Below are 26,423 nucleotides of genomic sequence, written 5' to 3'. Positions count from 1 at the left end.
CGCAGGAGGCTCCCGCATGTCGGCACCGCACCCACTCAACCAGGCCGTGATCGCTCAGGCCCTGCATGACCTGCGCAACGGCCAGTTGCGCCGCTGCAAGGCCATGGGCTTCGGCGAGGAGGAACTGGATGCGCTGAAGCACCCCGAACTCGTGAGCATGCTGGTGAATGCCACGGTGTCGTGGTGTTCGGTGTCGGTGAACCGGGAAGTGTTGAAGCGGCTGCTAAGCCAGGTGCACGACGTGGAGCGGGAGATCGCCACGGTGGACCGCATGCTGCGCCTGGGGGCGAGCACGGAGATGGTCAGCAAGTTCTACGGCCTCACGCATCAGGAAGTGGCGCTGCGCCGCGACATCCTCGGGCTGCCCAAGCGCAAGGGCCGGCATCCGGTGCTCGACGAGGCGCAGGACGTGGCCTTGTGGGAGCGCTGGAAGGCCGGCGTCGCCGAGCGCCATATCGCCCTGACCGACGACATGGCGATGCTGGCGCTGACCATGGATCTGGCCGAGGCCATGACCCTGCCCATGTCGGTGATCTGGTCGGCGATACGGAACTGGATCGACCAGGGGCTGGTGTAGCCATGACGACGGCCGGCGCACCACGGCGCGAAGGCCCCGTTGCGCTGTCGGCGTTGTTCGACGAGGCGCTGCGGCACCTTGAGCCGAAGGAACCGGCGCAGGGCACGGCGCCGAGCCAGGACGGCTTTCTCTACAGCGGCAACCGCCATGAGAGCGTGCCGCGCCGACTGTTCCTCGACCGGCGCCTGACCCCGCTGGAGCGCAACGCCTGGCAGGTGTTCCGCCTGCAGCTCAGCGACGACGGCGTGACCGCCTTTCCCACCTACGACCAATTGCGCCCCTACCTGGCCTCGATGCCCTGCGCGGCGCAAGCATCGCATGAGACCGTGGCGCGCGCCCTGACGCTGTTGCGGCTGACGCGCTGGCTGAGCCTGGTGCGACGACGGCGCGACCCGAAGACCGGCCGCATCCAGGGGAACCTCTACGTGCTGCACGACGAACCGCTGTCGCCCTTCGAGGCGATGCAGCTCGATGCCGACTACCTCGGCCTGGTCAGCCAGGCGCTGACCCATGCCGCCAAGGCGGTGCAGATCGTGGGCATGAACACGCTCAAGGAGATTGCCGAAGACCCGCTGCTCGGCGGCCGCACATTGCCGACCCGCCTGCAGGTGCTCGCGCAGCGCATGGTGCGGTATGGCTGGACGACGCCAGGTTATCCACAGGAGGGTGCGGACCACGAATCCGAAGAAGGCCAGGAAGCCCTTCTTCGGAATGGCGTGCGCCCGTCTTCGGAATCCGAAGCGGGGCTGGAACCCGCGCAGGATGGCCATCTTCGGATTCCGAAGGAGGACCGTACAGTACGTAATGATCGTATAAATGAAGTACGTACAGCACCGCGCGCGAGGGCCTTGCAGAACCTGCGACTGCCCGAGCGCTTCCTGCGCCTGAAGGACGAGCAGCAGGGCGGCGCGCTGGTGGCCCTGCAGCAGGTGGACGAGGCCCAGCGGCAGGCCGTGCTCGACGAATGGGAGGCACGCTGCCGCAACAGCGCTGTGCGCAACCCGGCCGGCTATCTGTTCGGCATCGTGCAGAAGGCGATTCGTGGGGAGTTCAAGGCGTGGGCGGGCGACGGCGCCACGGTGCCGCCTGCTTCCCGTCCACCCGCGCCGGCACCGGCGCCATCGGCACCGCCGGTATCCCCCGAAGTGGCGCGCGCCCACCTGGCACGGCTGCGGGCGGCCCTGCGCGACCCGTGACCGGCCGAGCTATCCCCAGGGGATAGCTGGGACAGGGAGCCTTCCGGCGGGTCAATCCGGCTACACCCTTGCCAAGGTCTCAATTGAGATACAAAATAGGGGCTAATGCATAACAGGAGAAGCAACGATGGCCGCACAGACTTCGATGCTGCACATCCGTGTGGACGATAAGCTCAAGGCCGATGCCGCCGAGAAGCTCGCCGGGGTCGGCCTCACCGTTTCGGACGCCGTGCGCATCCTGCTGACCCGTGTGGTCAAGGAAGGCGCGCTGCCGGCTGGCCTCACGGCCGACCCGGAGGCCTACGATGCCTGGTTCCGGGCGAAGGTCCAGGAGGCGCTGGCCGACACACAGCCGCCGGTGCCGCACCAGCAGGTCATGGACGAGGCGCAGGCCCTGATCGACAGGAAGCGGCGTGCGCGTACTTGAGTGGCGGGAAGCTGCCCGCGCCGACCTGCTGGCGATTGTTGACTACATCTCGGACGACAACCCCGATGCCGCGCAGCGGTTGAAGGACGACATCGAGGCCAAGGCCGCGAAGCTGCCGGAGCGCCCGAAGCTCTACCGGCCTGGCCGCGTGGCCGGCACGCGGGAGATGATCGTGCGTGCGAACTACGTGGTGGTCTACATGGAGGACACCCGCGCGGTGTCCATCCTGCGCGTGTTGCACGCCGCGCAGCAGTGGCCGCCGGCACGGGAGTGAAGGCGGTTTTCCTCACTGGAGATTCACCATGAATGCCAAGGAGCCTGAAGCAGCCAAACTCAAGGCGCTGCAGGAAGCAGCTTGCATGGGCTGGGCCGACATCACCGCCGGCCGCCATGCCGATGTCGCCGACGGCCAACTCGAAGGTTTCATTGCACAGTTGGGACAGCAGGCGGCGCTTGCCGTCGCTACTCGCCGCGAGGCTATCCCCAGGGGATAGCTGGGACAGCCAGCCTTCCCGGCACGGACAAACCAGGCACACGCCGATTGCGGTTTGTTGACTGACGGCCTTCCGGTCGATGCCGATGCTGGCGACTCGTTCCGTTAATGCGAGTCGTCACCCATGGCCAATGAACCCCTGCAACTGAATCTCGGCTCGCTGCGCAGCGCGATGTCGCTGACGCTGCACACTCATCACGCTTCGCGCATCTGGCACGGCCGTGCGCCGACCGAGGGACGCGCCGGCATTATCGGTCTCAACGGCTTCATCAGCGCCATGAACAAGATGAAGCGCGGCGCCGAGCAGGACGATCCGTACTCCGATTTCTGGATGCTGCGTATCGAAGACAAGCTGGAGCAGACCAAGAGCACGCTGCAGGCGCTGCGCGAGCAGGTGGACCAGGCGCTGGCCGGTGTACCCCCGGCGCTGTCGCTGGGCGAGAACATGAACGTGCAGCCGGTGAAGCTGCCGCTGTTCGTGAATGCCCAACTCGGCTTCATGGCGGTGTATCTGCTGGCCGACTACGACGACCTGGCACGCAAACTCATCCTGGCGCACCACACGGCGCTAATCGACCGCAGCACCTTGGAGCGCTGGCTCAATGACGGCGCGCACGCGCTGCGCAGCCTGTTCTCGCTGGCCCAGCAGTACCGCTACTCGGGCACGACGCGCGACGACTTCGCGGCGAAGAACGCCGCGGCGCGAGCGGCGCTGGAGAAGTTCGGCGAGTTGCCGCAGGACGTGCTGGAAGGCACGCGCCGCTCCCGCTTTGCGCCACCCATCGCGCGGCGAGCGAACCGGCCCGGTGCGTCGGCTGCGGCGCCTGCCGCCGATGCGGTGAAGCTGGCACCGAAAGATGGCGCAGCCGATGGGGCACCAGACGAGGACGCCGCGGCATGACGGCATTGACCCCTTCCGCGCGCTTCGTTCCGCTGGAACAGACGGACTTCCGGCGGCTGGAACATGCGGCCTACCTAAAAGGCCTTTTACAGCCTTTTAAGGGTAAGGGGAGTCTGGAGACCTGGGCCAGCCAGTGCGCAGCGCTGCGCGACGACGTGATTGGCCTGGCGCAGCGGCGCGTGCTGCCCCAGGCGCGCGCCTACCCCTTCAGCCTGCTCCACGTGCAACTGGCCCAGCAGGCCACTGGCGCAGGGACGACCTTCCTGCGCTGGCGCAACCTCGACCGTTCCTCCATGGGCGTGGCGTTGTGGGAGGCCCTGCTGGCCAACCCCGCGACGCCGGCCTCGCTGATCGACGAGCTGTACGCGATCGAACTGCAGCGCATCGTGCTGAACATGCAGATCAGTCTGACCCACAGCATCGCTCGCCAAGCCCTGGAATGCGCCAACAAGGCCGCCCAGGCCGAAGCGGCTTACCTGCGGCGCGTCCACGGGCATACCGCGTCCGTTCCACCCACCACCAAGGAGTCACCATGAGCACGCACTTCGTCGGCGAGGGCAACATCGGTTCTGCGCCGGACTACCGCGAATTTCCGAACGGCAACGACGAGCCGCGCCGGCTGCTTCGCCTGAACGTCTACTTCGACAACCCGATCCCGAAGAAGGACGGCGAGTACGAAGATCGCGGCGGCTTCTGGGCGCCGGTGGAGCTGTGGCACCGCGACGCCGAGCACTGGAAGACGCTGTACCAGAAAGGTATGCGGGTGCTGGTCGAGGGCCGCACCGTGCGCGACGAATGGGAGGACGCCGACGAGAACGAGCGCGTCACGTTCAAGGTCGAAGCGCGGCGCGTGGGCATTCTGCCGTATCGCATTGAGGCGGTGACGTTGGGTGCGAAGCCCTCTGCATCTGATAGTGGTGCGCCGCAATCCTGACCAGCCAAGCAGGATCCCCACGGCTGTTCCCGTTCAGCTTGATGACGAGGATGGTCGCGTCTTCGGTCGCCTTGTTCGTCAGACTGGCCACCGATCCGCTCAATCGACCAGCGGCCGGGCATTCTGCGGTCGCACGATCGCCACTAGCGTCCTAGCCCGCGTCAGGCCGACCCGCAGCAGCCGGCGGCTACGTTCAAACGGCGGCTGCTCATTCCTCTCATCGAAGAAGCTCGACTTGAAAGCGCCTTCCACGAGAACGACCCCATCGAACTCCTTTCCCTTGGCCTTGTGCATATTCATCAGGATGCAGCCTTGGGGGTCGCGCTCGGCTGCCACGAGCCGCTCCTGCTCGAGGGTACGTTTGACTAGTTCGCTCGCACCTGCATAGCTGCTCAAGGCGAGCCAACGCTCGCCGAGTCCGGAGGCCAGAGAGTCGGTCGCCCTGAACAGCCGCACTAGCCGGGCCTCGCGGAACAGCTCATTCAGCGCTGGAATATCGTGAAGCACCCAGCGCGCCGCTTTCCAGTCCGCGACAGGTTCTCCGACCAGATCGATGCCAGCCTTGTAGACCGCGACGAGGGCTTTCGCGGCATTGATGCGCGGTCCTTCGCCCGTCGCCACCTTGGCTGCCGCCTCGTCATACTTACGTGCGTGCTCCGCCGCGGCGTTGGTCGGCTCCTCCGCGTTCTTCAGCTTGTAATATCCAGCAATGACCCGGAGCGTCCGCGCAAGGGTCTCTTCGGCCGGGCCGGTCGGCCATTCTAGGATTGACGCCACGACCACCGCCGCCGCCGCGGAAAGCTCAGCATCCCAAACGACATCATGTTCGATGACGGGTAGGGTCTGCTTGTTGTAAGTGTGCGTCTCCGACAGGATCACCGAAAGGTCGGCGATGAGCGAATTGCTTCTCGACAGCACCGCCACGCTCGGATGCTCGACCCCCTTCTTCCGCAACGCGCTGAAGGTCCATATCACCGCTGCATGGACCGTTGCGGCAAACGTGTTCTGCCAGTACGAAACCTGTTTGATGTCTGGGGTGGCCGGCAGCGGACTGTGGTTGTGCAGTACTGCGTCGGCGAACTGAAGGATTCCCGCGTTTGGGCTTCTGTGGTTTTCCCCGCCCAGATCGAACTCGGTGACCTGGATATCCTCTCGGAGAATATCCAGCCGGCGCGGATCGATATCATCCCGGTAATCAAAGATCCGCTGTTCTGGATCGGCAAGGCAGAACACGTCCGTGACCTCAGCCAGAGCGCGAACGATCCGCCACTGGTTGTCGTCGGTGTCCTGGAACTCGTCGACGATGATCATCGGAAACCGATCGGCAATGAGCTCGCGCAGCGCCGCGCATCCCTCCAGTAGGTCTGCCGCGCCCGCTGCGAAGAGATCGAAGCAGTAGAGCCCTTGCTCCGATGCCAGACGTCGTCGCTCGACCATCCAATCCCCATCGAACGCCGATTTCTGAAGACGTTCCTCCCCGGGGTAGAGAAAGCGGATCGGCCGGCCGTGCAGGAGGCGGCCGTGGGCTTCCAGAATCTCCATGCAAAAGGCGTGATAGGTCTGGACGGTGACGGCCCGCCGTTCGGCTGGCGTCAGGATCTCCTTGCAGCGCAGGAGAACCTGACGGATGGCAGCGCGCGAGAAGCTGAGAAAGAGGATTCCCTGTCCTGGCTTGAGCGTCGCAGACTGGCGCTGGGCCTTCAGCAGGGCGATCGTGGTCTTGCCGGAGCCGGGCCCGCCGAGGACCAAAAGGTGTCCGCCTTGTGCGATGACCGCCTTGCGTTTTTCGCACAGCTCCAGCTTCATTAGAAGAGATCCTCCAAATCGTCCGGCGGCGGTGCTGCGACATCTTCGGAAACGGCGCTCAGCGCCTTGTGGATGGTTTCAAGGATTTCTCGGATCGTCGCCGGTAGCTGGTCGGCGTGCTGGCACTGGCTGATCATCATGGCGGCATAGCCGTAAGCGTCGCCCTTGCGCGCCTTCAGAACCTTCGTCGCCAATGCAGTTACCTCACCATCGCCCGCCGCCGGATCATAGACGCCGACACTGGGATAGTCGGGTCGATCCTTCACCTCATTGAGAAACCGCCTCACAACTGCGATGGGCGTCTCCTTTACGAGCAGCTCCTCAATGCCCTTCTCGGGGGACTCCCAAACCTGCGTATAGCTCTTCAGCTTGTCCATCGCATCCTGGTTCAGCGGGGCGTTGGGTTTGTCGTAGAAACCGAAGGCGAGCTTTCCGAGCGCCGAAAACACCGGACCATGACGCGGTACCGAGCCATCCCCGCCGGCATTGAAAATGCTGACACCAGCCAGATCGAGGTGGGTGTAGTCCTCCGGATTGAGGGACGCCTCCATAATCGACGAAGCTACCGGAAATAGGGCTGCCTCCGTCGATCCCTCCACGACCAGCACCGCCCGGCTCAGAATTGCCTCGGCGAATTGACGCCGTTCGACGCGGAACGTCTTGGACTTAACAGCCTGGCCATCGATCGGCTGGCCTGTCAGAGCGCCGGTCTCGTTGCGGTTCAGGATGACAATCTGCTCATGATCGAACTGTTCGATCACGTAGGGTGAATGCGAAGTGACAATCGATTGCCCCATTTCCGCGAGCACGAACCGCGTCACCCGGCGCTGCGTGTGTGGCGGGAGCGCAATTTCCGGCTCCTCCATCGCGAAGATCACCGATTGCTTGTCCTTCAATTCGGCAATGAAGGTCAGGAGAGCGAAGACCAGCAGGTTGATTGAACCAGTACCCAGCCGACCGAACGGTACGAGATGCTGACCTGGTTGAGCTGCGATAAACAGCCGCACGACTTCCCGGAGATGCTCGCGCGTCAGGTCCGAAGCAAAGAAGGCCGTCGCATCGTCACCAGGCGCCAAGTTGACGAAGCGTCCCATCCGGGATCGTAACTCTGAGCGGATATGCTTCAGTTGCTCGATCTCGCCGATTGCCGGGTCAAGCGCTTGTAGTCTGGCCAGAGTGTCCCGCCACATCTCGACGGCACCGGCGCCGCCCAGCTTCAATACGGAATCGAGCAACGAACCGCGCTGCAGGCTGAGAGCGCGTGAACCGGTCCGCAACGTCCGCAAAAACACAAAGCCGCAAAGGCGCTTGTGCACACGCGTGAACGGAACACGGCCCTGACCGAGCTTGACCTCGGTTTCTTCGTCGAGAGCATCGACCTCTTTGGTTGGATGGTCGAAGAATGTGTTGCCGACGAAATCGTCCTCTTCCGGGTCGTACCGACCGACAAACAGAAGTGGTAGAGCCCAGATCACTGCCGGACCATCGGCCTTTCCAAGACCATCCTGCTCCTCGTCTATGAACGTACCCGCCAAGTCGTCCCACCTGCGGAGATGGCCACCAAAGCGCCGCTGCGCCTCTTCGGAAAGATCGACCAGGATCGCCTCAATGCGAATTTCAACCGGCGCACCTTCCGCATTCAGATAGCGGCCACAATGAAAGTCATGCTCGTCAACGACAGGCCTGCGGAATATGCGCTCAGGACCGAGGACGAGATCAAGAGCCTCGCACACCGTTGACTTCCCAATGTTGTTGCCTCCGACCAGAAGTGTGTGCCCAGCAAAATCAACACTCCCTTGAGAGACGCATCGGAAGTTTTCAATCTTCAAACGCCTGACGCGCATATATCCTCCGTCCCCGCATCGATTATTCGCTATCGCGGTTATAGCGCAGTTACCTGCAACGGTCTTGTTTCCCTGGAGTCCTGGCTTGGATGCAACGAGTTCACGACTGAGGAGGAGAAAGGACTTGCTGGCGTGTTCGGCTTTCTGAGCCCAGGCGCGCATCGCCCTGTTGGCATCCCGGAAGGTCAGATGACGCGCCTTGGCCGTTCCTTCGCGCTCAACATGTGCTGGTTCCTACTCAAGAACCATCTCGTACCAAGGTAGTTATCTCGGTGTGACGAACCGCAGAACAAAGACTGGCGGCAGTTTCCACTGCCGCCGGAGCTTGTCGCTTCATCAGTTCGCCGGATTGCTGCCCAAGCTCTGCTGATACGCCCATTCGTCATCGCGATCCAGGTCACGCCAACTGTCGTCGGCTCCACTCGTTCCATCGCCCTCGATGAACACCAGCCCGGCGCGACCTGCCTTGCGGTAGATCAGCCAGCCACGGCAGTTCAGCGTGTCCCCATTGAACATGCGATCACCTTCGGGGTCGTATTCGCCCGTCATGGTGCCGTCGGCCTCGATCGTCCATTCGTCGACCGCCGCCCACAGGTCCGTCGTCGGGGGGCACTCGATGTCCATATCGGGCTCGTCGGGGAACGAGGCATTGCTCTCAGCCATCGCACCGGCCACATCATCGGCGTTGTAGATCGTTTCGGCCAATGCCTGGCGGGCATGCAAGTCGTAGAAGTCGGCCACACTGACGTACACGTCCGTGGAACCGGCGCTGGCCTTCAACGCCTCGACGCAAGCCGTGGTGACGGCCGACGGTGCCGCGCCCGCCGCTGCAAGGCCGAGTTCCGCGGCCCGCCTCTCGCCCATCGGCAGGTTGAGCACGAGGATCTCGGCATCGTCCAGGTGGTAGTCGAGCTTGGGATCCGCCTCCTCAACGGACAGTGCCGCGTGCGTGCGGTATCCCAGCAACGCGGCAATGACCTCGGAGAGGTGGGAACGCTTGACCGTCAAGCCTTGCGCAGCAAGGACCCGGGAAGCCGCGAAGGCGGCTGAACGTACATAGTTGCTCATCGGAATACTCCGCTACTGTTCGAGCGCTGGACGTTTTGTCGCTGTCGAACAGCCGGTACTCCGGATGATTGAAAGCGAGGGGTACTGCGGGGAGCTGCGAATGCCTGTTTCAAGCTGTCCAGAGCTTGGGCGGGCGCCTGACTATGGATGCTACCCCTGAAGGCCATCTCCCGCAATCCGAATGCCGACGAGGTCTGTCCGGCCACGCGATCCCCCGTCCCCCAGGAAGCGGCTGTAGCAGCCCGCACCCGCTTCCCTTGCGCCAGCGCATCTGCCGCCCGCGTTCTGCACCAGCACAACCTGGTGTCCTCCGCTTCCATTTTGTTTGCTGCCGCGCACACGTTGGCCGGGAATGCTGACGTCCATTCGATGACCGTCACGCACACCCAGGAGGCTTCATGCGCGTGTTTCTGTGCGAGAAGCCATCCCAGGGCAAGGACATCGCCCGTGTGCTGGGCGCCGGCCAACGCGGCAACGGCTGCTACAGCGGCGCGGGGGTCGTCGTGACCTGGTGCATCGGTCATCTGGTGGAGGCGGTTCCGCCCGAAGGTTACGGCGAGCAATACAAGCGCTGGGCCATCGAGCAACTGCCCATTCTTCCTGAGCGTTGGCGTGTCGAGCCCAAGGCGGCGACCGCAGCGCAATTCAAAGTCGTGCAGCAGCTCGTCGCCAAGGCGGGCGAGCTGGTGATTGCGACCGACGCCGACCGCGAGGGCGAGATGATCGCCCGCGAGATCATCGACCTATGCGGCTACCGCGGGCCGATTCAGCGCCTGTGGCTGTCGGCGCTCAACGATGCGTCGATCCGCAAGGCGCTGGGTGCGCTCAAGCCGTCCGCCGAGACGCTGCCGCTGTATTTCTCCGCACTCGCCCGATCGCGCGCCGACTGGCTGATCGGGATGAACCTGAGCCGCTTGTTCACACTGCTGGGGCGCCAGGCCGGCTATGCCGGCGTGCTGTCGGTGGGGCGCGTGCAGACGCCGACGCTGAAGTTGGTCGTGGACCGCGATCGCGAGATCGCGCGCTTCGTCTGCGTACCGTTTTGGGCCATCGAGGTTGCGCTATCGCATGCAGGCCAGTCCTTCGTTGCAAGCTGGACGCCGCCGCAAGGCAGCACCGACGATGCGGGCCGCTGCCTGCAACAGCCGGTGGCGCAGCAGGCCGCCGAGCGCCTGCGCACGGCCGGCTCCGCCCAGGTGCTGTCGGTAGAAACCGAGCGCGTTCGCGAAGGGCCGCCGCTGCCGTTCGACCTGGGCACGCTGCAGGAGGTGTGCTCCAAGCAGTTGGGCCTCGACGTGCAGAAGACGCTGGACATTGCCCAGGCGCTGTACGAGACGCACAAGGCGACAACGTATCCGCGCTCGGATTCGGGCTACCTGCCCGAGAGCATGCTGGCTGAGGTACCGACCGTACTCGACAGCCTGGTCAAGACCGACCCCAACCTGCGGCCGCTGATCGAGCGCCTGGATCGCCAACTGCGCTCGCGTGCATGGAACGACGGCAAGGTGTCGGCTCACCACGGCATCATCCCGACGCTGGAGCCCGCCAACCTGTCGGCCATGAACGAGAAGGAACTGGCCGTCTACCGGCTGATCCGCGCTCATTACCTCGCGCAGTTCCTCCCGCACCATGAGTTCGACCGGACGGTGGCGCAGTTCTCGTGCGGCAGTCAGTCGCTGGCGGCCGTGGGCAAGCAGATCGCCGTCATCGGCTGGCGCGAGGTGCTGGCAACGCCGGGGCCGGACGATGCCGATGGCGAGGATGCGCAGCGCAGCCAGGTGCTGCCCGCCCTGCATGCGGGCCTGTCCTGCCCGGTCGGAAAGGTGGATCTCAAGGCGCTGAAGACGCTGCCGCCCAAACCCTACACGCAGGGCGAGCTGATCAAGGCCATGAAGACCGTCGCCAAGTTCGTGACTGACCCGCGGCTGAAACAGAAGCTGCGAGATACCACCGGCATCGGCACCGAGGCGACACGCGCCAACATCATCAACGGTCTGATCGGTCGCGGCTACCTGGTCAAGAAAGGCCGCGCCGTGCGCGCTTCCGACGCGGCATTCACGCTCATCGACGCGGTGCCCTCGGCCATCGCCGACCCCGGCACCACGGCGGTGTGGGAGCAGGCGCTCGACATGATCGAGGCCGGCCAGATGGCGCTGGACACCTTCATCGAGAAGCAGTCCGTGTGGGTCGGTCAGCTCGTGCAGCAATACCGCGGCGCGACGCTCTCGCTCAAGCTGCCGCCGGCGCCGGCCTGCCCGCAGTGCGGCGCGCCGATGCAGCAGCGCACGGGCAAAAGCGGCGCGTTCTGGTCCTGCTCGCGCTACCCGGACTGCAAGGGCACGCTGCCGATCGAGTCCCCGACGGGCCGGCGCAGCGCACCGCGCAAGCGGCGCGCTGCCTCCAAGGCGTCCTGATCCTCGCTTTCCCCCTGCCGCGCCGGCCACTTCACTGGCGGCGAGGCAAACGTCCCGCACCGCGCGGGACTCCAAAGCGCGCGTCTCCTTCTGCAACGGTGTGCGCGCCCCGTCTGCCCGGCATCGGGCGACGGGGCGAGAAGGTCATTGCTCCACGAATCGCGCCAGCCGCCATTCCCTTGATCGGTGTGCCTTGCCTCGGCCACGAGGGGCTTCCTGACGCCTTGCCGCCGCGCGAGCCGTGAGGATGCCACTTGGGCCGAGGGTATTCCGTGCCGGTGCCCGCCGGCGGAACAACGGGCTCCCTTTGTGTGTGGATGCACGCCAGAGGTTTCCGGCCCCAGCCACGAAACGGGCCGGGTGCGATTGCTGACGCAGCGAACGGCTTTGACGACGGCCTGCGCTGACGCAGCCCACAGGTGGTTTTCCTTCCTCTCCAGCCGAAGGCCCGCGTGGCCTTCGGCGCCCTGGTCTTTGCCTTGTCCCGTGACGCCGGCCATTGCCCTAAAGCGGGCCGTCCGCGATTCGGTTTTCCCTGCGACGGCAGCCATGCTTCGCGCCCATCCTCACGCCATGCGTTGCTGACAGTCGTCAGCGGCATGCCCTGGCAGTCTCGGTCTTCAAGACTGCAACGCGGTTCGCCGCGTTGACCGAACCAGTCCGCTTTGCATCGCCCACCGCGGACGCTCGCCGGCCTGGCGACGATGCACTTTTCTCAACCACCCGAGGGGAACCCCATCCCCTGCGGGATGCGTGCTCCCCGACCCACCAAGGAGCACGGCATGTCTGAACCTTCCGCATCTTCCTCTGCAACCGCAGTGCGCAGTGGTGCGCTGGCGCTGACCTGGACCGGCAAGCGTTTGCCGCTACAGGTGCTGCGCAGCGCGGCCGGCCACTACATCGGCACACAAGACGACGAAGGCCCGGTATCGCGGGAGTCCGTCGAGTATTTCCCGAACCACCTCGCAGCACAGCGCGCCCTGGATACCCATGCCTGGACACAGCGCGCTCACCCCTGATTCCCACCCTTCAAGGAGTTCTCTCATGAATCTGTCTTTACCCGAAGACGTGCTCGATCAGATGGCGCTGGAACAGGCGCACTTCGACGCTGCACCGCAGGCCTTCTTCGAGGCCTGGAAGCGCGGCGCGCAGATCGCCGGTCACGAGTGGTTCGGCGACGGCACACGCGAAGGTCTGCAGCGTGCCACCACCAAGTGGGACCTGCGGCCCAACATGCTGATGCTCAACGACGCCTTGGGCGTGCTGAGCAGCGGTCAACGCATGTTCCTGTCCGCGATGGTGAGCTTCTACAACGCCCGCGAGGGCGGCGCGATGCTCAAGCGTTGCGGCTTCGAGGGGCTGTCCGACTTCGGTGGCCTCGATCTGGAACGGCGCCAGGTCATCGCCGACCTCACGCTGCACTACAACGGCTGGTGAGCCGCGCCTGGCAACCCGCCGTCTTTTCATCCCACCCCACGAGGGACATGCGTCCCCGTTCGGGGCCATGTCCCTCCTTCCTTTCGCAGGAGCGGCCATGTCCCGAATCAGCATCTTCCACTGACCTGCACCGCCCGCCACCAGGGCGGCCCGACGCCGCGGCCGGCTGACCGGCTGCCACTTCATCCACTCGCTGGGGTTCAATCCCCGGCAGGGGATTGCCTCGGCCATCCTCTGCTGGAGGAATCCCATGTCTCATTCCCAAAAACCCTTCGTCCGCGGCTACGATGGCCTGTCCGTGCAGCGGCTGCTGGCGATTTCCTACGACGACGACTGCCCGCTGAGCTATCTGCCGCTGCACGTCTCGCAGTCGCACCTGCCGGACAGCCAGGTCGAGCGCCATGCCTGCGTCTTCTGCGACGACTTCGCGCTGATCACCGAGGGCCAGAACGTGCCGCCCGAGCTGGACGCGCAGTGCCCCAGCCACGGTATCGCCCGAAACCTCGTCTACGCCGTCATGGCCGAAGAAGCCGGCCAGCCGCTGCACGTCGGCGATACCTACTCCGAGGAAGCGGCGCGCGAGGTGGTGCGGCGCCTGCGCTTCGAGACCGGCTTCTACAGCCGTGCCTGGGAAATCAGTTCGGCGCACATCACCGAGGAGGCCGGCCGCTATCTGGCCAACCTGGCCGACATCGCCACGCCGAGCGGTTTTCTGTTCGTGGCCTTCCGCATTCCCTACAGCCCGGCGGTCGGCGTGAAGCTGATCGCCACCCCCTGGACGGATGCGAACCTGCAGCATGTCGAGGGCATCACCGCCGAAGAACTGCGGCAGGAGCACCGGGCCAAGGGCATGCCGGAGTCCCTCGTCGAGGTGCTCCACCTGGCCGCGCTCGCCGACGTGCGTCTGCTGATCTTCGATGCCGACGCGCCCGTGCTGGACGGGCTGACGCTCTACGACGACGACTAACCCGCAACCCATTCGAGCCCCCATGTCGGGGCTCTTCTTTTTCGCGGAACGCGGTGCCGGCGCATTGCCGATTCCCGGCGGACGGCGGCCGCCATGTGCCGCACGCTGACCGCATGTTCGCTGGCGTTGCCGGCAGCATGCCCAGGCAGCCACGATCTTCAAGGCTGCGACGCGGTTCCGACCGCGTTGATCACACCAGTTCGCACCGGCATCCATGCGCGAACGGCCATCGGTTCTCGATGGCGATGCCACCAAGCTGTTCCATCAACCCACGCGGGGGTTCCACACCTTCCCCGCCTTGGGTCGGGTGTGTCTCCGCCTCATTGTTCTCAGGAGATTCACCATGACCACTTCCACCGAAAAGTCCTACTTCGATCTGCACATCACCGGCCTCGGGTATCTCAATCGCATCCGCGAAGTGAAGCCCAAGAAAGGCGATGCGTTCCTGGCCTGCGACATCGCAGCCCTGAACGGTCCCAGCGATGACGTCTCGTATGTGCGTTTCGACACGCGCGTATCGGGATCGGAAGCGCAGCACCTGGTGCGCCGCTGCATTCAGGCGGTCGACGCCGAGAAGAAGGTGATGATCGGCTTCCGCCTGGGCGACCTGTGGACCGACACCTTCACCTACTCCAAGGGCAAGCGTGCCGGCGAGCAGGGTGTGAGCCTCAAGGCCCGCCTGCTGTTCGTCAGCTGGATCAAGGTCGACGGCAAGCTCGTCTACAAGGCCGAGCCCAAGCCGACCGAGACCGGCGAGCGCGACCCGGAAGTACCTGTGACGTCCGACGCGCCCGCCGCGCAGCAGGCCTCGGCACCGGAGCCTTCCGAGCCCGACGCCGATGCTGCCGACGACGCTGCCGATGCCCTTGCATTGGCCGTTGCCGAGTCGTTTTGACCCGCAAGGCCCCATCCCCGGGGCCTTGTCTTCTCTTCGTCAGCAGGAGACCTTCATGATCACCATCCCCGGCCAACTGGCCATCAAGACCATCCACGGCAGGAACGGCGACTTCAACGTCGGCCGCCTGGCGACCTCGATCGGCGAGTTCGTCGTGAAGAACGCCGAACTCGATCAGTACCGCGAGGGCAAGTACGACGGTGATTTCGCCATCGTCGAGATTCGCCCCTCCACGTACAACGCCAACGGCCGCATGGTCATCGAGATCCGTGCCCATCTGGGCGGGATGACGCTGTCCAACATCGACGCCCTGAGCCGCGACGAGGCCCGCCGGCTGAGTCCGCAGGAAGTCGATCCGATCGACGAGGAGGCGCAGGCGCCCGCGCCGGCAACGCCCCCGGCCAAGCTGAAGGCGAAGCCACGCAGTCCGCGCGATCCCCTGGTCGATACCACGCCGTTCGGCAGCGAACCGGCTCCCGTGTCCGCTGCGGCCTCGGCCGAGGCAGACGACGGGGCGCTGTTTGGTGCCTTGTGGCCGCTGGGCGAGACCGTGAAGCTCGATGCGACCGTGGATCGTCGTGTGCTGCGTCAGCAGCGCGACCGTCTCGACAAGCTCGGCTACGAGTTCGCTCCGTTGTCCCAGGACTGGCACCTCAAAGCTGCCTGATTCATCCGCCGCCTTGCGCGGCATACCGCCACCCGCCGGGGTTCTCCCCCGACGGGGAGGGCTCCGGCCATTTCTTCAAGGAGACCCTCATGGGCTGGACCTTCGTTCGTCAGACGCGCGATCAGTTGATCCGCGAGCTGCTCGCTCCGCAGGCGCCCGAACGCGCCTGCTGCGAAGTCATCGACCACACGCTGGACGGCGACGTTCTGTGGACCGTGGTTCGCGTCACCGCCAGGCAGGCGGGCGTCATGGGCCTCGCGGCCGGTGAGTCCGTCTGCTACATCGGCTGCCATCTGCTGGAAAGTTCGGGCGGCGATTGGGGCTACAAGTCCCTCGATGAGTCCGTGCATCCGTACTACTACTCGTGCCCGCTGCGCTATCTCGACATGGCGCCGGTGCAAAGCTCCGAGTGGCGCGAGCGGGTTCACCGCTTCCACGCGGGACGCGCTGTCTAGCGGCACGCATCTTCCTTCACCCAACCGGGGCGAGCACGGCCCCGCGGGCTGTGGTTGCTCCTTCTTTTCCAAGAGGACATCACCATGCCTGCACCTTCTTCCGCGAAACCGCTGTACCGCATCGACGAATGCCCCGACCTCATGGCCGACGCTTGCGTCGGTGACGAGCAGGGCAATCTCGTCTTTCTCTCGATCTGGGCGCGCGACACCGCCGTTCAGGAGTTCCTCGCCCGCCTGACCCTCGGCCGGGATGAACAGGGGCTGGACCAGTTCCACGTCATCACCGAGCAGGGCGCATCCATCCCGGTCTTCGTCGGCAACGTCGAGAACCTGGAAAAGCGCATCACCCGTGCCTATCGGCGAACGCTGTTCGGTTCGCTGACGAATGTGTGGCTGTTCGATCGTCGCTGCGTGAAGCCAGACAAGGCCAACGCCAGCGCGCTGGCGCTTCTGCCCAGGGATTCCGCTCACCGGCTCGACCGGCTGTGGACGCTGGTGCAGGACACCTGCCCGCTGCCACTGCTCGACCACTGGCGCGACACCGTGCTGGCGCTGTTGCAGACACGGCGGATGCTGACCGGTCTTCCCTTGGCCCTCGGGCCGCTGGAAGGCCATCGGCTGGCCCTCGATGTCCCGGCGCTGACGAAGGCATTGGGCGAACTGATCCGCAACGGCACCCTCGGCGCCACGCAGTACGAACTGGCCGCGAACGCACCGCTTCGGCGTGTGGCGTGAGCCATCCCCACGGGCATGCGCGCCGCGCGTGCCCGCCTTCCCTCATCCATCACCAGGAGAAATCCATGGCACTCATGTTTCCGCGCCTCGCGCGCAATTTCATCCGTAACGGCTACTTCCCCACCGACGAGCCGACGCTGGAGCGGGCCTTGTCCGCACTGGCCCCGTCTCCCGGCGCCATGTCCATCCTCGATCCCTGCGCCGGCGAAGGCGTGGCGATCGCCGAAGCCGCCCACGCCCTCGGGCGCGAGCAGGTCATGGCCTTCGCCGTCGAGTACGACGCCGAGCGAGCCCGCCACGCACGGCAACTGGTCGATCACTGCATCCACGGCGACCTGATGGACACACTGATCTCGCGCCAGTCCTTCGGGCTGCTGTGGCTGAACCCGCCGTATGGCGACCTGAGCAAGGACGTGAACGGCAACATCGGCTATCAGGGCCAGGGCCGTGCGCGGCTGGAAAAGCTGTTCTATCAGCGCGCGCTGCCGCTGCTGCAGTACGGCGGCGTGCTGGTTTTCATCGTGCCGTCCTACGTGCTCGACCCCGAGTTGGTCGGATGGCTGACGCGCCACTTCGCCGACCTGCGCATCTACCGTGCGGTGGAAACGCAGTTCAAGCAGGTGGTGATCTTCGGTCGCCGGGTTCGCCAGCGCGACCAGGCGTCGGAGTCGGCCAATGCCGTGCGCGGTCTGCTGCTGCAGATCGGACAGGGCGACGCCGAAGCCGAGGAACTGCCGCTCGAATGGCCGTTCCTGCCGTACACCGTCCCTGCCAGCCCGGCCGAGCCGGAGCACTTCTATCGCGTGACGATGGAGCCCGAGCAGTTCGCCGATGAAGTCGGCCGGCTGCAAGGACTCTGGCCGGCGCTCGATACCCACCTGGGCGCCGCGCAGCAGTCGCTGCGTCCGCCCGCGCGGGCCTTGTCGCACTGGCATCTCGCCCTGGCCCTGGCCGCAGGCGCGATCTCCGGCGTGGTGACGTCCAAGACCGGTCGCGTGCTCGTCGTCAAAGGTGACACCCACAAGGAGAAGACGCTCCAGACGGAATACACCGAGCGCGACGACGGCTCCGTGGCCGAGACGCGCATCCTCACCGACAAGTTCGTGCCGGTCATTCGTGCATGGGACTTGACGCTGGGCTCGCCCACGTGGGGCGAAGTGCTGACCATCCGCTGATCGCTGTTCCCTGACGGTTCGCCGTCGCCTTCATCCACCCACCGGGGTCACGTTGCCCCCGATGGGGTGCCGTGGCCCCTTCTTCCGGAAGGAGAAACCACCATGGCACTCGCAATCCTCAACCTCGCGTCGCAAGCACGCTTTTCGCCCGGGCAGGTGGTCATGACCGCCGGCGTCGACGAGCTGGTCCGACAGGGCCGGCTCAATCCCAGCGCGTACCTGCGCCGCCATCTTCATGGCGACTGGGGCGACCTGAGCGACGACGATCGGCGATTGAACGACGCCGCGCTGAAGTCCGGCGAGGATCGTCTGTTCTCGTCCTACCAGGTCACGCACGACCTGAAGCTCTGGATCATCACCGAATGGGATCGCAGCGTCACCACGCTGCTGTTGCCCAGCGAATACTGATCCGCATCCAGCGGCCTCGCACCGCTTCTTTCTTCCCACCCAGGGGCATGTCACCGCCCCGTGGGGGAGGTGCATGCCCCATCTCCTTGGAGCATCACCATGTCCCTCGATCTCGAAACCGTTCCCGAAACCGCTGTGCAGGGCGACCTGCTCGAAGCGGCCGCTTCACCTCTCACGCTCAGCCTGCAGGACTTCGTATCGGAGTTCGGCGACGAGCTGCTCGACTCGCTCAACCGCGCCAATCCACCGGTCTACACCGGCCAGGTGCGGGTGCATCGGCAACTGATCCTCGCCGCGCTCAAGCGCAAGCTGTTCCCGGCGCAAGCCGATGTGGTCCACGCCGTCACCGAGCTGTTGGTCGATCGCGGCGAACGCGCCGCGATCGTCAATGGCGAGATGGGCTGCGGCAAGACGACGGTGGGTATTGCCACCGCCGCCGTGCTCAACGCCGAAGGCTACCGCCGTACCCTGGTTCTGTCTCCGCCGCATCTGGTCTACAAGTGGCGGCGCGAGATCCAGGAGACGGTGGCCGGTGCCAAGGTCTGGGTGCTCAATGGCCCGGACACGCTGGTCAAGCTGCTGAAACTGCGCGAGCAGTTGGGCGTGCCGGCCCAGGGCCAGGAGTTCTTCGTCCTGGGCCGCGTGCGGATGCGGATGGGGTTCCACTGGAAGCCTGTCCTCGTTCGGCGGCGCACGCCTCACGGCGACGTGGGGGCCTGCCCGGATTGCGGGCATGTCATCACCGACCTCGACGGCGAGCCGATCAACCCGGTCGAGCTGGAAGCCGCGGAGTACCGCCGCAAGTGCAGCCACTGCCGTGCACCGCTGTGGTCGTTGATCCGTCCCAGAGGCCTGTCCGCCAGCGACCAGTCCTCGACCGTGCTCAAGGCACTGAAGCGTATTCCAACCATCGGGGAAGTCACCGCGCAGAAGCTGATGCAGAAGTTCGGCGACGCCTTCCTCGCGTCGATGCTCGGGGACAACATCCACGAGTTCATCAACCTGATGGATGGCAACGGCGAGCTGGTCTTCTCGGATCGGCAAGCCCACCGGATGGAACGTGCGATGGCCAACATGGAGTTCGGCTTCGGCGAAGGCGGCTACCAGCCGTCCGAGTTCATCAAGAGACAGCTTCCCCAAGGCACGTTCGACCTGCTCATCGCCGACGAGGCGCACGAGTACAAGAACGGCGGCTCCGCACAGGGCCAGGCCATGGGGGTGTTGGCGGCCAAGGCGCGCAAGACGCTGCTGCTCACCGGCACACTGATGGGCGGCTACGGCGACGACCTGTTCGTGCGACGTGAAGTCGCTTGATTCATTGCTTCACCGCTTCGGCGGCAGGAAGCCTGATGTTCCGTCATCAGTAGCCTATCGGTGCATGCGTGGTTGGTAACGACTGCGTGTGAAGCCACCGAGACAATGTAGACCGGCGCAAGCCAAGGGAAGGCCGCGAGGCTGACCCTGCTACTGCGAGCATCAACGCGGTTGGGTCGCTAGGCTGGTTGGTATGGTTAACGCAAGTGAAGTGCTGATAAACGTCGTCACGTCTGATAGAGCCAAAGATGCTGACAGGCTCTTTCCCAAAATGGGGCTGTAGCTGGACATCCCTTTGAATAGTGGGGATGCACGGACATTCATAGCTACCGGCGAAAAGGCACAACCTAATCCGACCTTGTGAATCAAGTGAAACACGGTAAGCCCGTATCTCTGCCCCTCGGGGCAGGCAGACCGCAAGGAATGCTGTTGGAGGTGCGGGTAGAGGAATGTGGAGAAAGCGAATGCCGCTCTGTAATGGGGCGGATAGGGATTGAGCCGCAAGGCGACATCATCCCGCGCGAAAGCGAGCAGACTTCCACTTGGTCTTTCTCTACGAGAAAACTTGTCCAACCTTCTTCAAGAGGGAATTGCAGATGACTACGCAAGAAATTGCTTGCGCGGGTGCGCCCTCACGCGAATCGGTCACATGGCACAGCATCGACTGGGCCAAGTGTCACCGTGAAGTGCGAAGGCTCCAAGCGCGTATCGTAAAGGCAACGCGGGAAGGGAAACACGGCAGGGTGAAAGCCTTGCAGTGGATTCTGACCCACTCGTTCAGCGGCAAAGCTTTGGCCGTCAGACGAGTCACCGAGAACCAAGGCAAAAGAACTCCGGGCGTGGATGGCATCACGTGGTCCACACCGGAGGCCAAGTCTCAAGCGGTCCAATCGCTGCGGCGGCACGGTTACAAGCCAATGCCGTTGAGGCGAATCTACATCCCAAAGTCGAATGGCAAATTGCGGCCACTCGGGATTCCGACGATGAAGGATCGGGCAATGCAGGCGCTGCACTTGCTTGCGCTCGAACCGGTCTCGGAAACGACGGGCGACCTGAACTCCTATGGGTTCCGTCCCGCTCGTTCCACGGCGGATGCGATCGAGCAATGCTTCGCTTTGCTGGCAAAGAAAGATCGTGCTCAGTGGGTCTTTGAGGCAGACATCAAAGGCTGCTTCGACAACATCAGTCACGACTGGCTGTCCGAGAACGTCTCGATGGACTCGGCAGTGTTACGGAAGTGGCTGAAAGCGGGATACCTCGAAAGCAACGCTCTTTATCGAACGGAAGCGGGAACACCGCAAGGTGGCATCATCTCGCCAACGCTGGCAAACCTGGCCCTCGATGGGCTTGAACCGATGCTTCTTCGGCGGTACTTGAAGAAGAATTGGAACAAGCAGAAGGTCAACATCGTCCGGTACGCAGACGACTTCATCATCACCGGCGCAACGAAAGAAGTGCTGGAGAACGAGGTCCGTCCAATGGTCGAGGAATTCCTGGCTGCACGGGGGCTCACGCTCTCGCCAGAGAAGACCAAGATCACGCACATCGACGATGGGTTTGATTTCCTCGGATTTAACGTACGCAAGTACGACGGCAAGCTTCTCATCAAGCCATCCAAGAAGAACGTCTCGGCGTTCCTTGGCAAAGTCCGGGAGTTCGTAAAGGGCAATAAGGCACTCCGCCAAGACAAACTGGTGAAGGCGCTCAACCCGATGATTCAGGGGTGGGCGAATTACCATCGGCACGTCGTGGCACGCCGCACTTTCGAGCGCGTCAGGATGGAGATTTGGCAATGTTTGTGGCAGTGGGCAAGACGACGCCACCCGAACAAGGGAGCGCAGTGGGTACGGAAGAAGTATTTCCAGACCGACGGCTTCCGCGGATGGGTGTTCGCGATGGACACCGGGGAACGGCTCAGCAATGGGAAACCAAAGCTGACCGCACTTCGGGACATTTGCGATACGAAGATTCGTCGGCACCGCAAGATCAAGGCTGATGCCAATCCGTTCGACCCGCAGTGGGAAACCTACTTTGAGCAGAGGTTCGGCTTCAAGTTAAAGGACTCGCTGCAAGGGCGGAAGAAGCTCATTCGGCTTTGGATGGAACAGGGCGGTAGGTGCCCGGTTTGTAGTCAACCCATCACCGAAATCAGCGGGTGGCATGTCCATCATCTGGTCAGGCGGGTAGACGGCGGACCGGACATCAACTCCAACCTGGTCATGGTGCATCCGAACTGTCATAACCAGATTCACGTCAATGGTCTCAAGGTGGTGAAGCCGGTTCGCGAAAGCGGGCTTTGAAAGGCTTGAGCCGTATGAGGGGAAACTCTCACGTACGGTTCTTAGGGGGGGATGGGCCAGCAATGGCCTGTCCCTACCCGACCACCTGCTGTTCCGAGCCCTTCCGGGGCGGATGATCGAAGACGGCTACCGGCCGACGAAGAGCGGCAGCATGACGTCGGCCGCGATGGCGTTCATGCGCGACCACGGTGTCTTGAAGGACATCTATTCCGAGAGCACCGGCACGGCGCACAAGACGGCCAAGGGCACCAAGGTATCGGTGCGCACGGTCAAGGCGCCGGGCTTCGGCCCGAAGGGCGTGCTGCGTTGCGTTCTGCCGTTCACGGTCTTCCTCAAGTTGAAGGACATCGGCGGCAATGTGCTGCCGCCCTACGACGAGGAGTTCCGCGAAGTCGCGATGGACACGGCGCAGGCCGCGGCCTACCGCGATCTGGCGGGTCGCCTGACCCAGGAGCTGAAACAGGCCCTGGCGAAGCGCGACACGACGCTGCTCGGTGTGGTCCTCAACGTGCTGCTGGCCTGGCCGGACTGCTGCTTCCGGTCGGAAACGGTGGTGCATCCGCGCACGCGCAACACCTTGGCGTTCGTGCCGGCTCAGTTCAACGAGCTGGAGGTGATGCCCAAGGAGCGCGAGCTGATCGAGATCTGCAAGCAGGAGAAGGCGGAAGGACGCAAGACCCTGGTCTATTCGGTCTACACCGGCACGCGCGACACCACGTCGCGTTTGAAGGTGCTGCTGGAGCAGGAAGGCTTCAAGGTGGCGGTGCTGCGCGCGAGCGTGGATGCCTCCCGCCGCGAGGACTGGATCGCCGAGCAGTTGGACCGTGGCATCGACGTGCTCATCACCAATCCCGAACTGGTGAAAACCGGCCTGGATCTGCTGGAGTTCCCGACCATCGTGTTCCTTCAGAGCGGGTACAACGTGTATTCGCTGCAGCAGGCCGCCCGGCGCTCCTGGCGCATCGGCCAGAAGCAGCCGGTGCGCGTGATCTACCTCGGCTACGCCAACTCCTCGCAGATGACCTGCCTGGGGTTGATGGCCCGGAAGATCATGGTGTCGCAAAGCACGTCGGGCGACGTGCCGGAGTCCGGGCTCGATGTCCTGAACCAGGACGGTGATTCCGTCGAGGTGGCATTGGCACGACAGCTCGTGGCGGCATGATCCATGCGTTGCATGCCGGCGGCCCTATGGTCGCCGGCATTTTTCCTGGCAAATCGGGAGCCGATGGATTCGCTTTGTTTGCTGCGGCAGAGGGCCGGCGCGGCGATGGTGATGGCTCGTTGTTTCAGGACACCGATCCATGTGCCCATCCCGCCAGCCCTTCCGTATCGCCGGACGCAGCCATCTGATCCGTTTGCCCGGCTTGCTCCTGGCCGCCATGGCCAGCGGCTGCGCGATGACGAACGCCATGCCACCGACGCCCGCATCCGAAGCCATCGACATCGCGCCCGAAGCCGTGACGGAGTTCGTGCCGGTGACACGATATGGCCGCTATACCCTGGTCGAACTCGCGCCGACGGCGGCCCAGCACGACCTGTTGCTGCAAGTGGTGGATGTGGTTATCCCCGGCACGCTGGGCGCCACCGTCGGGGATGCCCTCCGGCACCTCGTCCTGCGTTCCGGCTACCGGCTGTGCGATGAGCAGTCCGCCGATCTGTTGGCCTTGCCGCTGCCGGCGGCTCACTACCGGCTCGGCCCGCTCCTGCTGCGCGATGCGCTCTTGACCCTGGCCGGCCCCGCCTGGGATCTGCAGGTCGACGACGGTGAGCGGAAGGTGTGCTTCATCCGCAGCCTCAGGGAAGCTCGTACGCCGCACGAGCCCAAGCCACCGGAAATCAACCGTTCGGCTGAGCCCGCTCCGCTGATCCAGGAGGTTGCGCCATGACCATCCGGGACTCGGCGACGGGCCAGCGCACGATGCTGCTGCGGGTCGCGGCCGCAACCTGGTTGTTGCTCGTCAGCGCGGTGGTGCTGGTGGATCACATGGCCTTGTCCGGGCTGGCTGAACGGACCCAGGCCTTCGCGCCCACCGCGCAGGTGTCCCTGCTCGAATCCCGACTGGACGGCCTCTCGCATCGGATCGAACAACGCCATACTCAGCCCGCTGCCTTGCCGCAGGCGCGCTACGAAGAGGACACCAAGGCATTGGACCAGCGGCTGGCGGCGATCGAGCTGGCGCAGGCCCATTACGCCGCCACCGATGCGCTGCACGCATTGGAAACCCGCGTCACGCGACTGGAAGCCCGCCCGGTCTCGCGCCAGCCCAAGCTGCCCGCACCACGGCCATCCCAACCTGTGGCGGTCCAACCCAAGCCTGTTGAGCCTTCATTCCGCCTGATCGGAGTGGAACTGCGTGCGGGAGAACAGTTCGTGTCGGTGATGCCTGCCGATGGCACCGGGCTGGCCGATGTCCGCCTGCTGCGCGCCGGCGAGTCGGAGGGCGGCTGGCGGCTGGACGGCATCGAGCGCGATGGCGCCGTCTTCCGGCAGGGTGACGAGATCCGCAGGCTGCCCATCCCTCCCCGATAAGGAGGCCCACACCGATGGTCCCGCGCCACTTGACCCCGCCGTTGCTGGCCGCGTTGCTGGCCGCCTCCGCCATGCAGGCGGCGCTCGCGCAGCCCACCGGCGCAACCACCGTGGCCAGGACGGCGCCGAGCCGCGAAGCGCCTGCGGCCATCGCTCGCAGCGACGAACAGCGGGCGCAGGACTGGGGGCTGCGCACGGACGAATGGACGCGCTATCGCGAGTTGATGCAGGGGCCGCTGGGCGTCTACTCGCCCAGCCTCGACCCGCTCACGGCCCTCGGCATCGAGGCACGTTCCGACGAGGAGCGCCGCCGCTACGCGGAACTGCAGGTTCGGGCCGAAGCCCGGCGGGTCGAGAAGACGCTGGCCTACCAGCGTGCCTACGACGCCGCCTGGCAACGGATCGCGCCGGGCATGGCGCGGGTCAACCTGCCCGGTGCCAAGCCGACCGGCGCGGGCACCACCATCGCATCGGGCACCGACCGAACCGCCGTCTTCGTGAAGGACGGCTGTACCGCCTGCGACCAGGCCGTGCAGCGGCTGCAAGCGTCGGGCGTCGAGTTCGATGTCTATGTCGTCGGCAGTCGCACCGACGACGCGCGCATTCGTGAATGGGCACGCCGGGCCCGTATCGACCCGGCGAAGGTGCGCGCACGGCACATCACCCTCAACCACGACGGTGGCCGCTGGCTGTCCCTCGGCCTGCAGGGCGAACTGCCCGCCGTCGTGCGCCAGGTCGGCGGCCAATGGCAGCGGCAGTAGGCCTCGCGCGTCTCGCGCTCCTGCTGCTGGCTTGCTGGCCACTCGGCCAGGCGAAGGCCGGGGAGGTTCCGCCGCCGGCCTACCAGTTCGCGGCACAGCGTGCGGGCATTCCGGCGGCGGTGTTGTACGCGGTGGCTTTGCAGGAGAGTGGCACCCGGTACCACGACCGCCTCGTGCCCTGGCCCTGGACGCTCAACGTGGCCGGGGCATCGCATCGGTTCGCCACCCGTACCGAGGCCTGCGCCGGCCTGCACCAGGCATTGCGCGACGTGCCGCGCACCCGCATCGACGCCGGCCTGGGCCAGATCAACCTGGGCTACCAGCGTCACCGCTACGACCACCCCTGCGAACTGCTCGATCCCTATCGGAACCTGGCGCTGGCCGCGCAGATCCTGCGCGAGCAGCACGTGCCTGGCCAGGACTGGCTGATCACGATCGGCCGCTACCACCGTCCCGCTGGTGGCGCACCCGCTGCGCGCTACCGCCAAAGCGTTGGACGCCACCTGGCCCGCGTACTGGGCGAGCCAGCGCGGGGCGCGGATACCCGGAGAACCCTGCCATGAAGCCTCGAATCTTCCGTCCGGTTGTGCGGTGGCTGATCGGCTTGCTGCCGCTCGTGTCCGTACCAGCCGCCTTCGCACAATCGCCGCCCTTGATCGTCGTCGAGGATCGCGGCGGTGCCTCCGCGCTGCCTTACTACCAGGCCTTGGACCTGCAACCGCGCACCGGAAGCAGGCCATCTTCCAGGATCGAGATGCCACGCCTGCCCGAAGGGCCTTCTGGCGAGGCGGCCATGCTGCCGGTGCGCTCGGCCCATTTGACCCCTGGCGATGTGGCTCCCCGAGCGATCCAGGCGCCGGGGCTCACGCCGATGTTCCTGGTTGGTGATGACCCGCGCTCCCATGCCTGGCTGCGCCAGCGTGCCCCGGCGCTGCGCGAGTTCGGAGCCGTGGGGTTGGTGGTCCAGGTCGAGTCACCGCAGGCACTTGCGGCACTGCGTGCCCTGGCGCCCGGGCTGATGCTGGCGCCGGCGTCCGGGGACGAACTGGCCGGGCGCCTGGGGCTGCGCCACTACCCGGTACTGGTGACCGCCACCGGCATCGAACAGTGAGAACTGCC

Annotated in this window: 27 protein-coding genes and 2 pseudogenes; 26 read left to right on the top strand and 3 right to left on the bottom strand. The window is 64.9% G+C overall.

Translation table 11 applies throughout. The features are described 5' to 3' along the window. Window positions 1-16 precede the first annotated feature (16 nt). The 8 genes from QSJ95_RS15430 to QSJ95_RS15395 all read left to right on the top strand — a co-directional run bounded on the left by QSJ95_RS15430 (window position 17) and on the right by QSJ95_RS15395 (window position 4,528). A complete protein-coding gene (locus QSJ95_RS15430; RefSeq protein ID WP_004255086.1) occupies window positions 17-577 on the top strand; it encodes a DUF2857 domain-containing protein in 561 nt (186 codons plus the stop codon). 2 nt (window positions 578-579) lie between these two features. Then, on the top strand, window positions 580-1,773 hold the full coding sequence (locus tag QSJ95_RS15425) for an STY4528 family pathogenicity island replication protein (RefSeq protein WP_285643448.1): 1,194 nt from the start codon (window positions 580-582) through the stop codon (window positions 1,771-1,773). Between the two features lie 127 nt (window positions 1,774-1,900). Continuing rightward, a complete protein-coding gene (gene relB, locus QSJ95_RS15420) occupies window positions 1,901-2,200 on the top strand; it encodes a type II toxin-antitoxin system RelB family antitoxin (protein ID WP_032972652.1) in 300 nt (99 codons plus the stop codon). Continuing rightward, complete coding sequence (locus QSJ95_RS15415; protein ID WP_032972650.1) at window positions 2,187-2,474, top strand: type II toxin-antitoxin system RelE/ParE family toxin; 288 nt, start codon at window positions 2,187-2,189, stop codon at window positions 2,472-2,474. Before relB ends, QSJ95_RS15415 begins: the two co-directional genes overlap by 14 nt. Before the next feature lie 28 nt (window positions 2,475-2,502). Continuing rightward, window positions 2,503-2,694 (top strand): hypothetical protein, encoded by a 192-nt coding sequence (locus QSJ95_RS15410; RefSeq protein ID WP_009618207.1) that lies wholly within the window; start codon window positions 2,503-2,505, stop codon window positions 2,692-2,694. A gap of 123 nt (window positions 2,695-2,817) precedes the next feature. Continuing rightward, the gene (locus QSJ95_RS15405; RefSeq protein ID WP_032972648.1) at window positions 2,818-3,594 is read left to right on the top strand and encodes a PFL_4669 family integrating conjugative element protein; all 777 of its coding nucleotides are present in this window, start codon (window positions 2,818-2,820) and stop codon (window positions 3,592-3,594) included. Further along, entirely contained in the window at window positions 3,591-4,130 is a 540-nt protein-coding gene (locus tag QSJ95_RS15400) for a DUF3158 family protein (protein ID WP_032972646.1), read from the top strand. The genes QSJ95_RS15405 and QSJ95_RS15400 overlap by 4 nt, the downstream gene beginning before the upstream one ends. Then, window positions 4,127-4,528, top strand: a complete 402-nt coding sequence (locus tag QSJ95_RS15395) for a single-stranded DNA-binding protein (RefSeq protein ID WP_032972645.1) — start codon at window positions 4,127-4,129, stop codon at window positions 4,526-4,528. The genes QSJ95_RS15400 and QSJ95_RS15395 overlap by 4 nt, the downstream gene beginning before the upstream one ends. A gap of 99 nt (window positions 4,529-4,627) precedes the next feature. On the opposite strand, the gene QSJ95_RS15390 is transcribed toward QSJ95_RS15395, so the two are convergent. The 3 genes from QSJ95_RS15390 to QSJ95_RS15380 all read right to left on the bottom strand — a co-directional run bounded on the left by QSJ95_RS15390 (window position 4,628) and on the right by QSJ95_RS15380 (window position 9,246). Beyond that, window positions 4,628-6,334 (bottom strand): UvrD-helicase domain-containing protein, encoded by a 1,707-nt coding sequence (locus tag QSJ95_RS15390; RefSeq protein WP_032972643.1) that lies wholly within the window; start codon window positions 6,332-6,334, stop codon window positions 4,628-4,630. Further along, window positions 6,334-8,178, bottom strand: coding sequence for an ATP-dependent nuclease (locus QSJ95_RS15385; RefSeq protein ID WP_032972641.1), 1,845 nt, complete (start codon window positions 8,176-8,178; stop codon window positions 6,334-6,336). The genes QSJ95_RS15390 and QSJ95_RS15385 overlap by 1 nt, the downstream gene beginning before the upstream one ends. A gap of 336 nt (window positions 8,179-8,514) precedes the next feature. Then, complete coding sequence (locus tag QSJ95_RS15380) at window positions 8,515-9,246, bottom strand: hypothetical protein (RefSeq protein WP_051621580.1); 732 nt, start codon at window positions 9,244-9,246, stop codon at window positions 8,515-8,517. Window positions 9,247-9,644: 398 nt separating this feature from the next. On the opposite strand from QSJ95_RS15380, the gene QSJ95_RS15375 reads away from it, so the two are divergent. The 18 genes and pseudogenes from QSJ95_RS15375 to QSJ95_RS15290 all read left to right on the top strand — a co-directional run bounded on the left by QSJ95_RS15375 (window position 9,645) and on the right by QSJ95_RS15290 (window position 26,415). Beyond that, window positions 9,645-11,660, top strand: coding sequence for a DNA topoisomerase III (locus QSJ95_RS15375; RefSeq protein WP_285643440.1), 2,016 nt, complete (start codon window positions 9,645-9,647; stop codon window positions 11,658-11,660). Window positions 11,661-12,442: 782 nt separating this feature from the next. Then, complete coding sequence (locus QSJ95_RS15370) at window positions 12,443-12,679, top strand: hypothetical protein (RefSeq protein WP_080700298.1); 237 nt, start codon at window positions 12,443-12,445, stop codon at window positions 12,677-12,679. A gap of 25 nt (window positions 12,680-12,704) precedes the next feature. Further along, window positions 12,705-13,097: a hypothetical protein gene (locus QSJ95_RS15365; protein WP_011829941.1), complete on the top strand. Its 393-nt coding sequence runs from the start codon at window positions 12,705-12,707 to the stop codon at window positions 13,095-13,097. Window positions 13,098-13,347: 250 nt separating this feature from the next. Continuing rightward, entirely contained in the window at window positions 13,348-14,064 is a 717-nt protein-coding gene (locus QSJ95_RS15360; protein ID WP_032972633.1) for a DUF5983 family protein, read from the top strand. A gap of 343 nt (window positions 14,065-14,407) precedes the next feature. Next, the gene (locus QSJ95_RS15355; protein ID WP_032972631.1) at window positions 14,408-14,959 is read left to right on the top strand and encodes an STY4534 family ICE replication protein; all 552 of its coding nucleotides are present in this window, start codon (window positions 14,408-14,410) and stop codon (window positions 14,957-14,959) included. A 55-nt stretch (window positions 14,960-15,014) separates the two neighbouring features. Next, window positions 15,015-15,626, top strand: a complete 612-nt coding sequence (locus QSJ95_RS15350; RefSeq protein ID WP_032972629.1) for a DUF3275 family protein — start codon at window positions 15,015-15,017, stop codon at window positions 15,624-15,626. An 89-nt stretch (window positions 15,627-15,715) separates the two neighbouring features. Next, window positions 15,716-16,081 carry a hypothetical protein gene (locus QSJ95_RS15345; RefSeq protein ID WP_285643430.1) on the top strand — a complete coding sequence of 122 codons (366 nt, stop codon included), beginning with the start codon at window positions 15,716-15,718 and terminating at the stop codon, window positions 16,079-16,081. 84 nt (window positions 16,082-16,165) lie between these two features. Further along, window positions 16,166-16,816 carry a hypothetical protein gene (locus QSJ95_RS15340; RefSeq protein WP_026353029.1) on the top strand — a complete coding sequence of 217 codons (651 nt, stop codon included), beginning with the start codon at window positions 16,166-16,168 and terminating at the stop codon, window positions 16,814-16,816. A gap of 65 nt (window positions 16,817-16,881) precedes the next feature. Next, window positions 16,882-17,991 carry a DUF6094 domain-containing protein gene (locus QSJ95_RS15335; protein ID WP_285643424.1) on the top strand — a complete coding sequence of 370 codons (1,110 nt, stop codon included), beginning with the start codon at window positions 16,882-16,884 and terminating at the stop codon, window positions 17,989-17,991. 102 nt (window positions 17,992-18,093) lie between these two features. Further along, entirely contained in the window at window positions 18,094-18,399 is a 306-nt protein-coding gene (locus QSJ95_RS15330; RefSeq protein WP_032972617.1) for a hypothetical protein, read from the top strand. Window positions 18,400-18,498: 99 nt separating this feature from the next. Further along, window positions 18,499-19,692, top strand: a pseudogene (locus QSJ95_RS15325) (DEAD/DEAH box helicase); the annotation flags it as partial. 617 nt (window positions 19,693-20,309) lie between these two features. Next, on the top strand, window positions 20,310-22,013 hold the full coding sequence (gene ltrA, locus QSJ95_RS15320; RefSeq protein ID WP_031684031.1) for a group II intron reverse transcriptase/maturase: 1,704 nt from the start codon (window positions 20,310-20,312) through the stop codon (window positions 22,011-22,013). A gap of 82 nt (window positions 22,014-22,095) precedes the next feature. Then, window positions 22,096-23,175, top strand: a pseudogene (locus tag QSJ95_RS15315) (helicase-related protein); the annotation flags it as partial. Window positions 23,176-23,314: 139 nt separating this feature from the next. Beyond that, window positions 23,315-23,899 carry a PFGI-1 class ICE element type IV pilus protein PilL2 gene (pilL2, locus tag QSJ95_RS15310; RefSeq protein ID WP_051621578.1) on the top strand — a complete coding sequence of 195 codons (585 nt, stop codon included), beginning with the start codon at window positions 23,315-23,317 and terminating at the stop codon, window positions 23,897-23,899. Further along, a complete protein-coding gene (locus tag QSJ95_RS15305) occupies window positions 23,896-24,543 on the top strand; it encodes a hypothetical protein (protein ID WP_032972614.1) in 648 nt (215 codons plus the stop codon). The genes pilL2 and QSJ95_RS15305 overlap by 4 nt, the downstream gene beginning before the upstream one ends. A 14-nt stretch (window positions 24,544-24,557) precedes the next feature. Beyond that, a complete protein-coding gene (locus QSJ95_RS15300) occupies window positions 24,558-25,304 on the top strand; it encodes a TIGR03759 family integrating conjugative element protein (RefSeq protein WP_032972612.1) in 747 nt (248 codons plus the stop codon). Next, window positions 25,289-25,867, top strand: coding sequence for a lysozyme family protein (locus QSJ95_RS15295; protein ID WP_032972610.1), 579 nt, complete (start codon window positions 25,289-25,291; stop codon window positions 25,865-25,867). The genes QSJ95_RS15300 and QSJ95_RS15295 overlap by 16 nt, the downstream gene beginning before the upstream one ends. After that, on the top strand, window positions 25,864-26,415 hold the full coding sequence (locus QSJ95_RS15290; RefSeq protein ID WP_032972608.1) for an integrating conjugative element protein: 552 nt from the start codon (window positions 25,864-25,866) through the stop codon (window positions 26,413-26,415). Before QSJ95_RS15295 ends, QSJ95_RS15290 begins: the two co-directional genes overlap by 4 nt. Window positions 26,416-26,423 lie beyond the last annotated feature (8 nt).

The sequence above is a fragment of the Pseudomonas sp. NBRC 100443 genome (assembly GCF_030268185.1).
Taxonomy (GTDB): domain Bacteria; phylum Pseudomonadota; class Gammaproteobacteria; order Pseudomonadales; family Pseudomonadaceae; genus Pseudomonas; species Pseudomonas citronellolis.
Note: the sequence above shows the minus strand (reverse complement) of the source record. Positions and strands in the feature narration are given on the sequence as shown.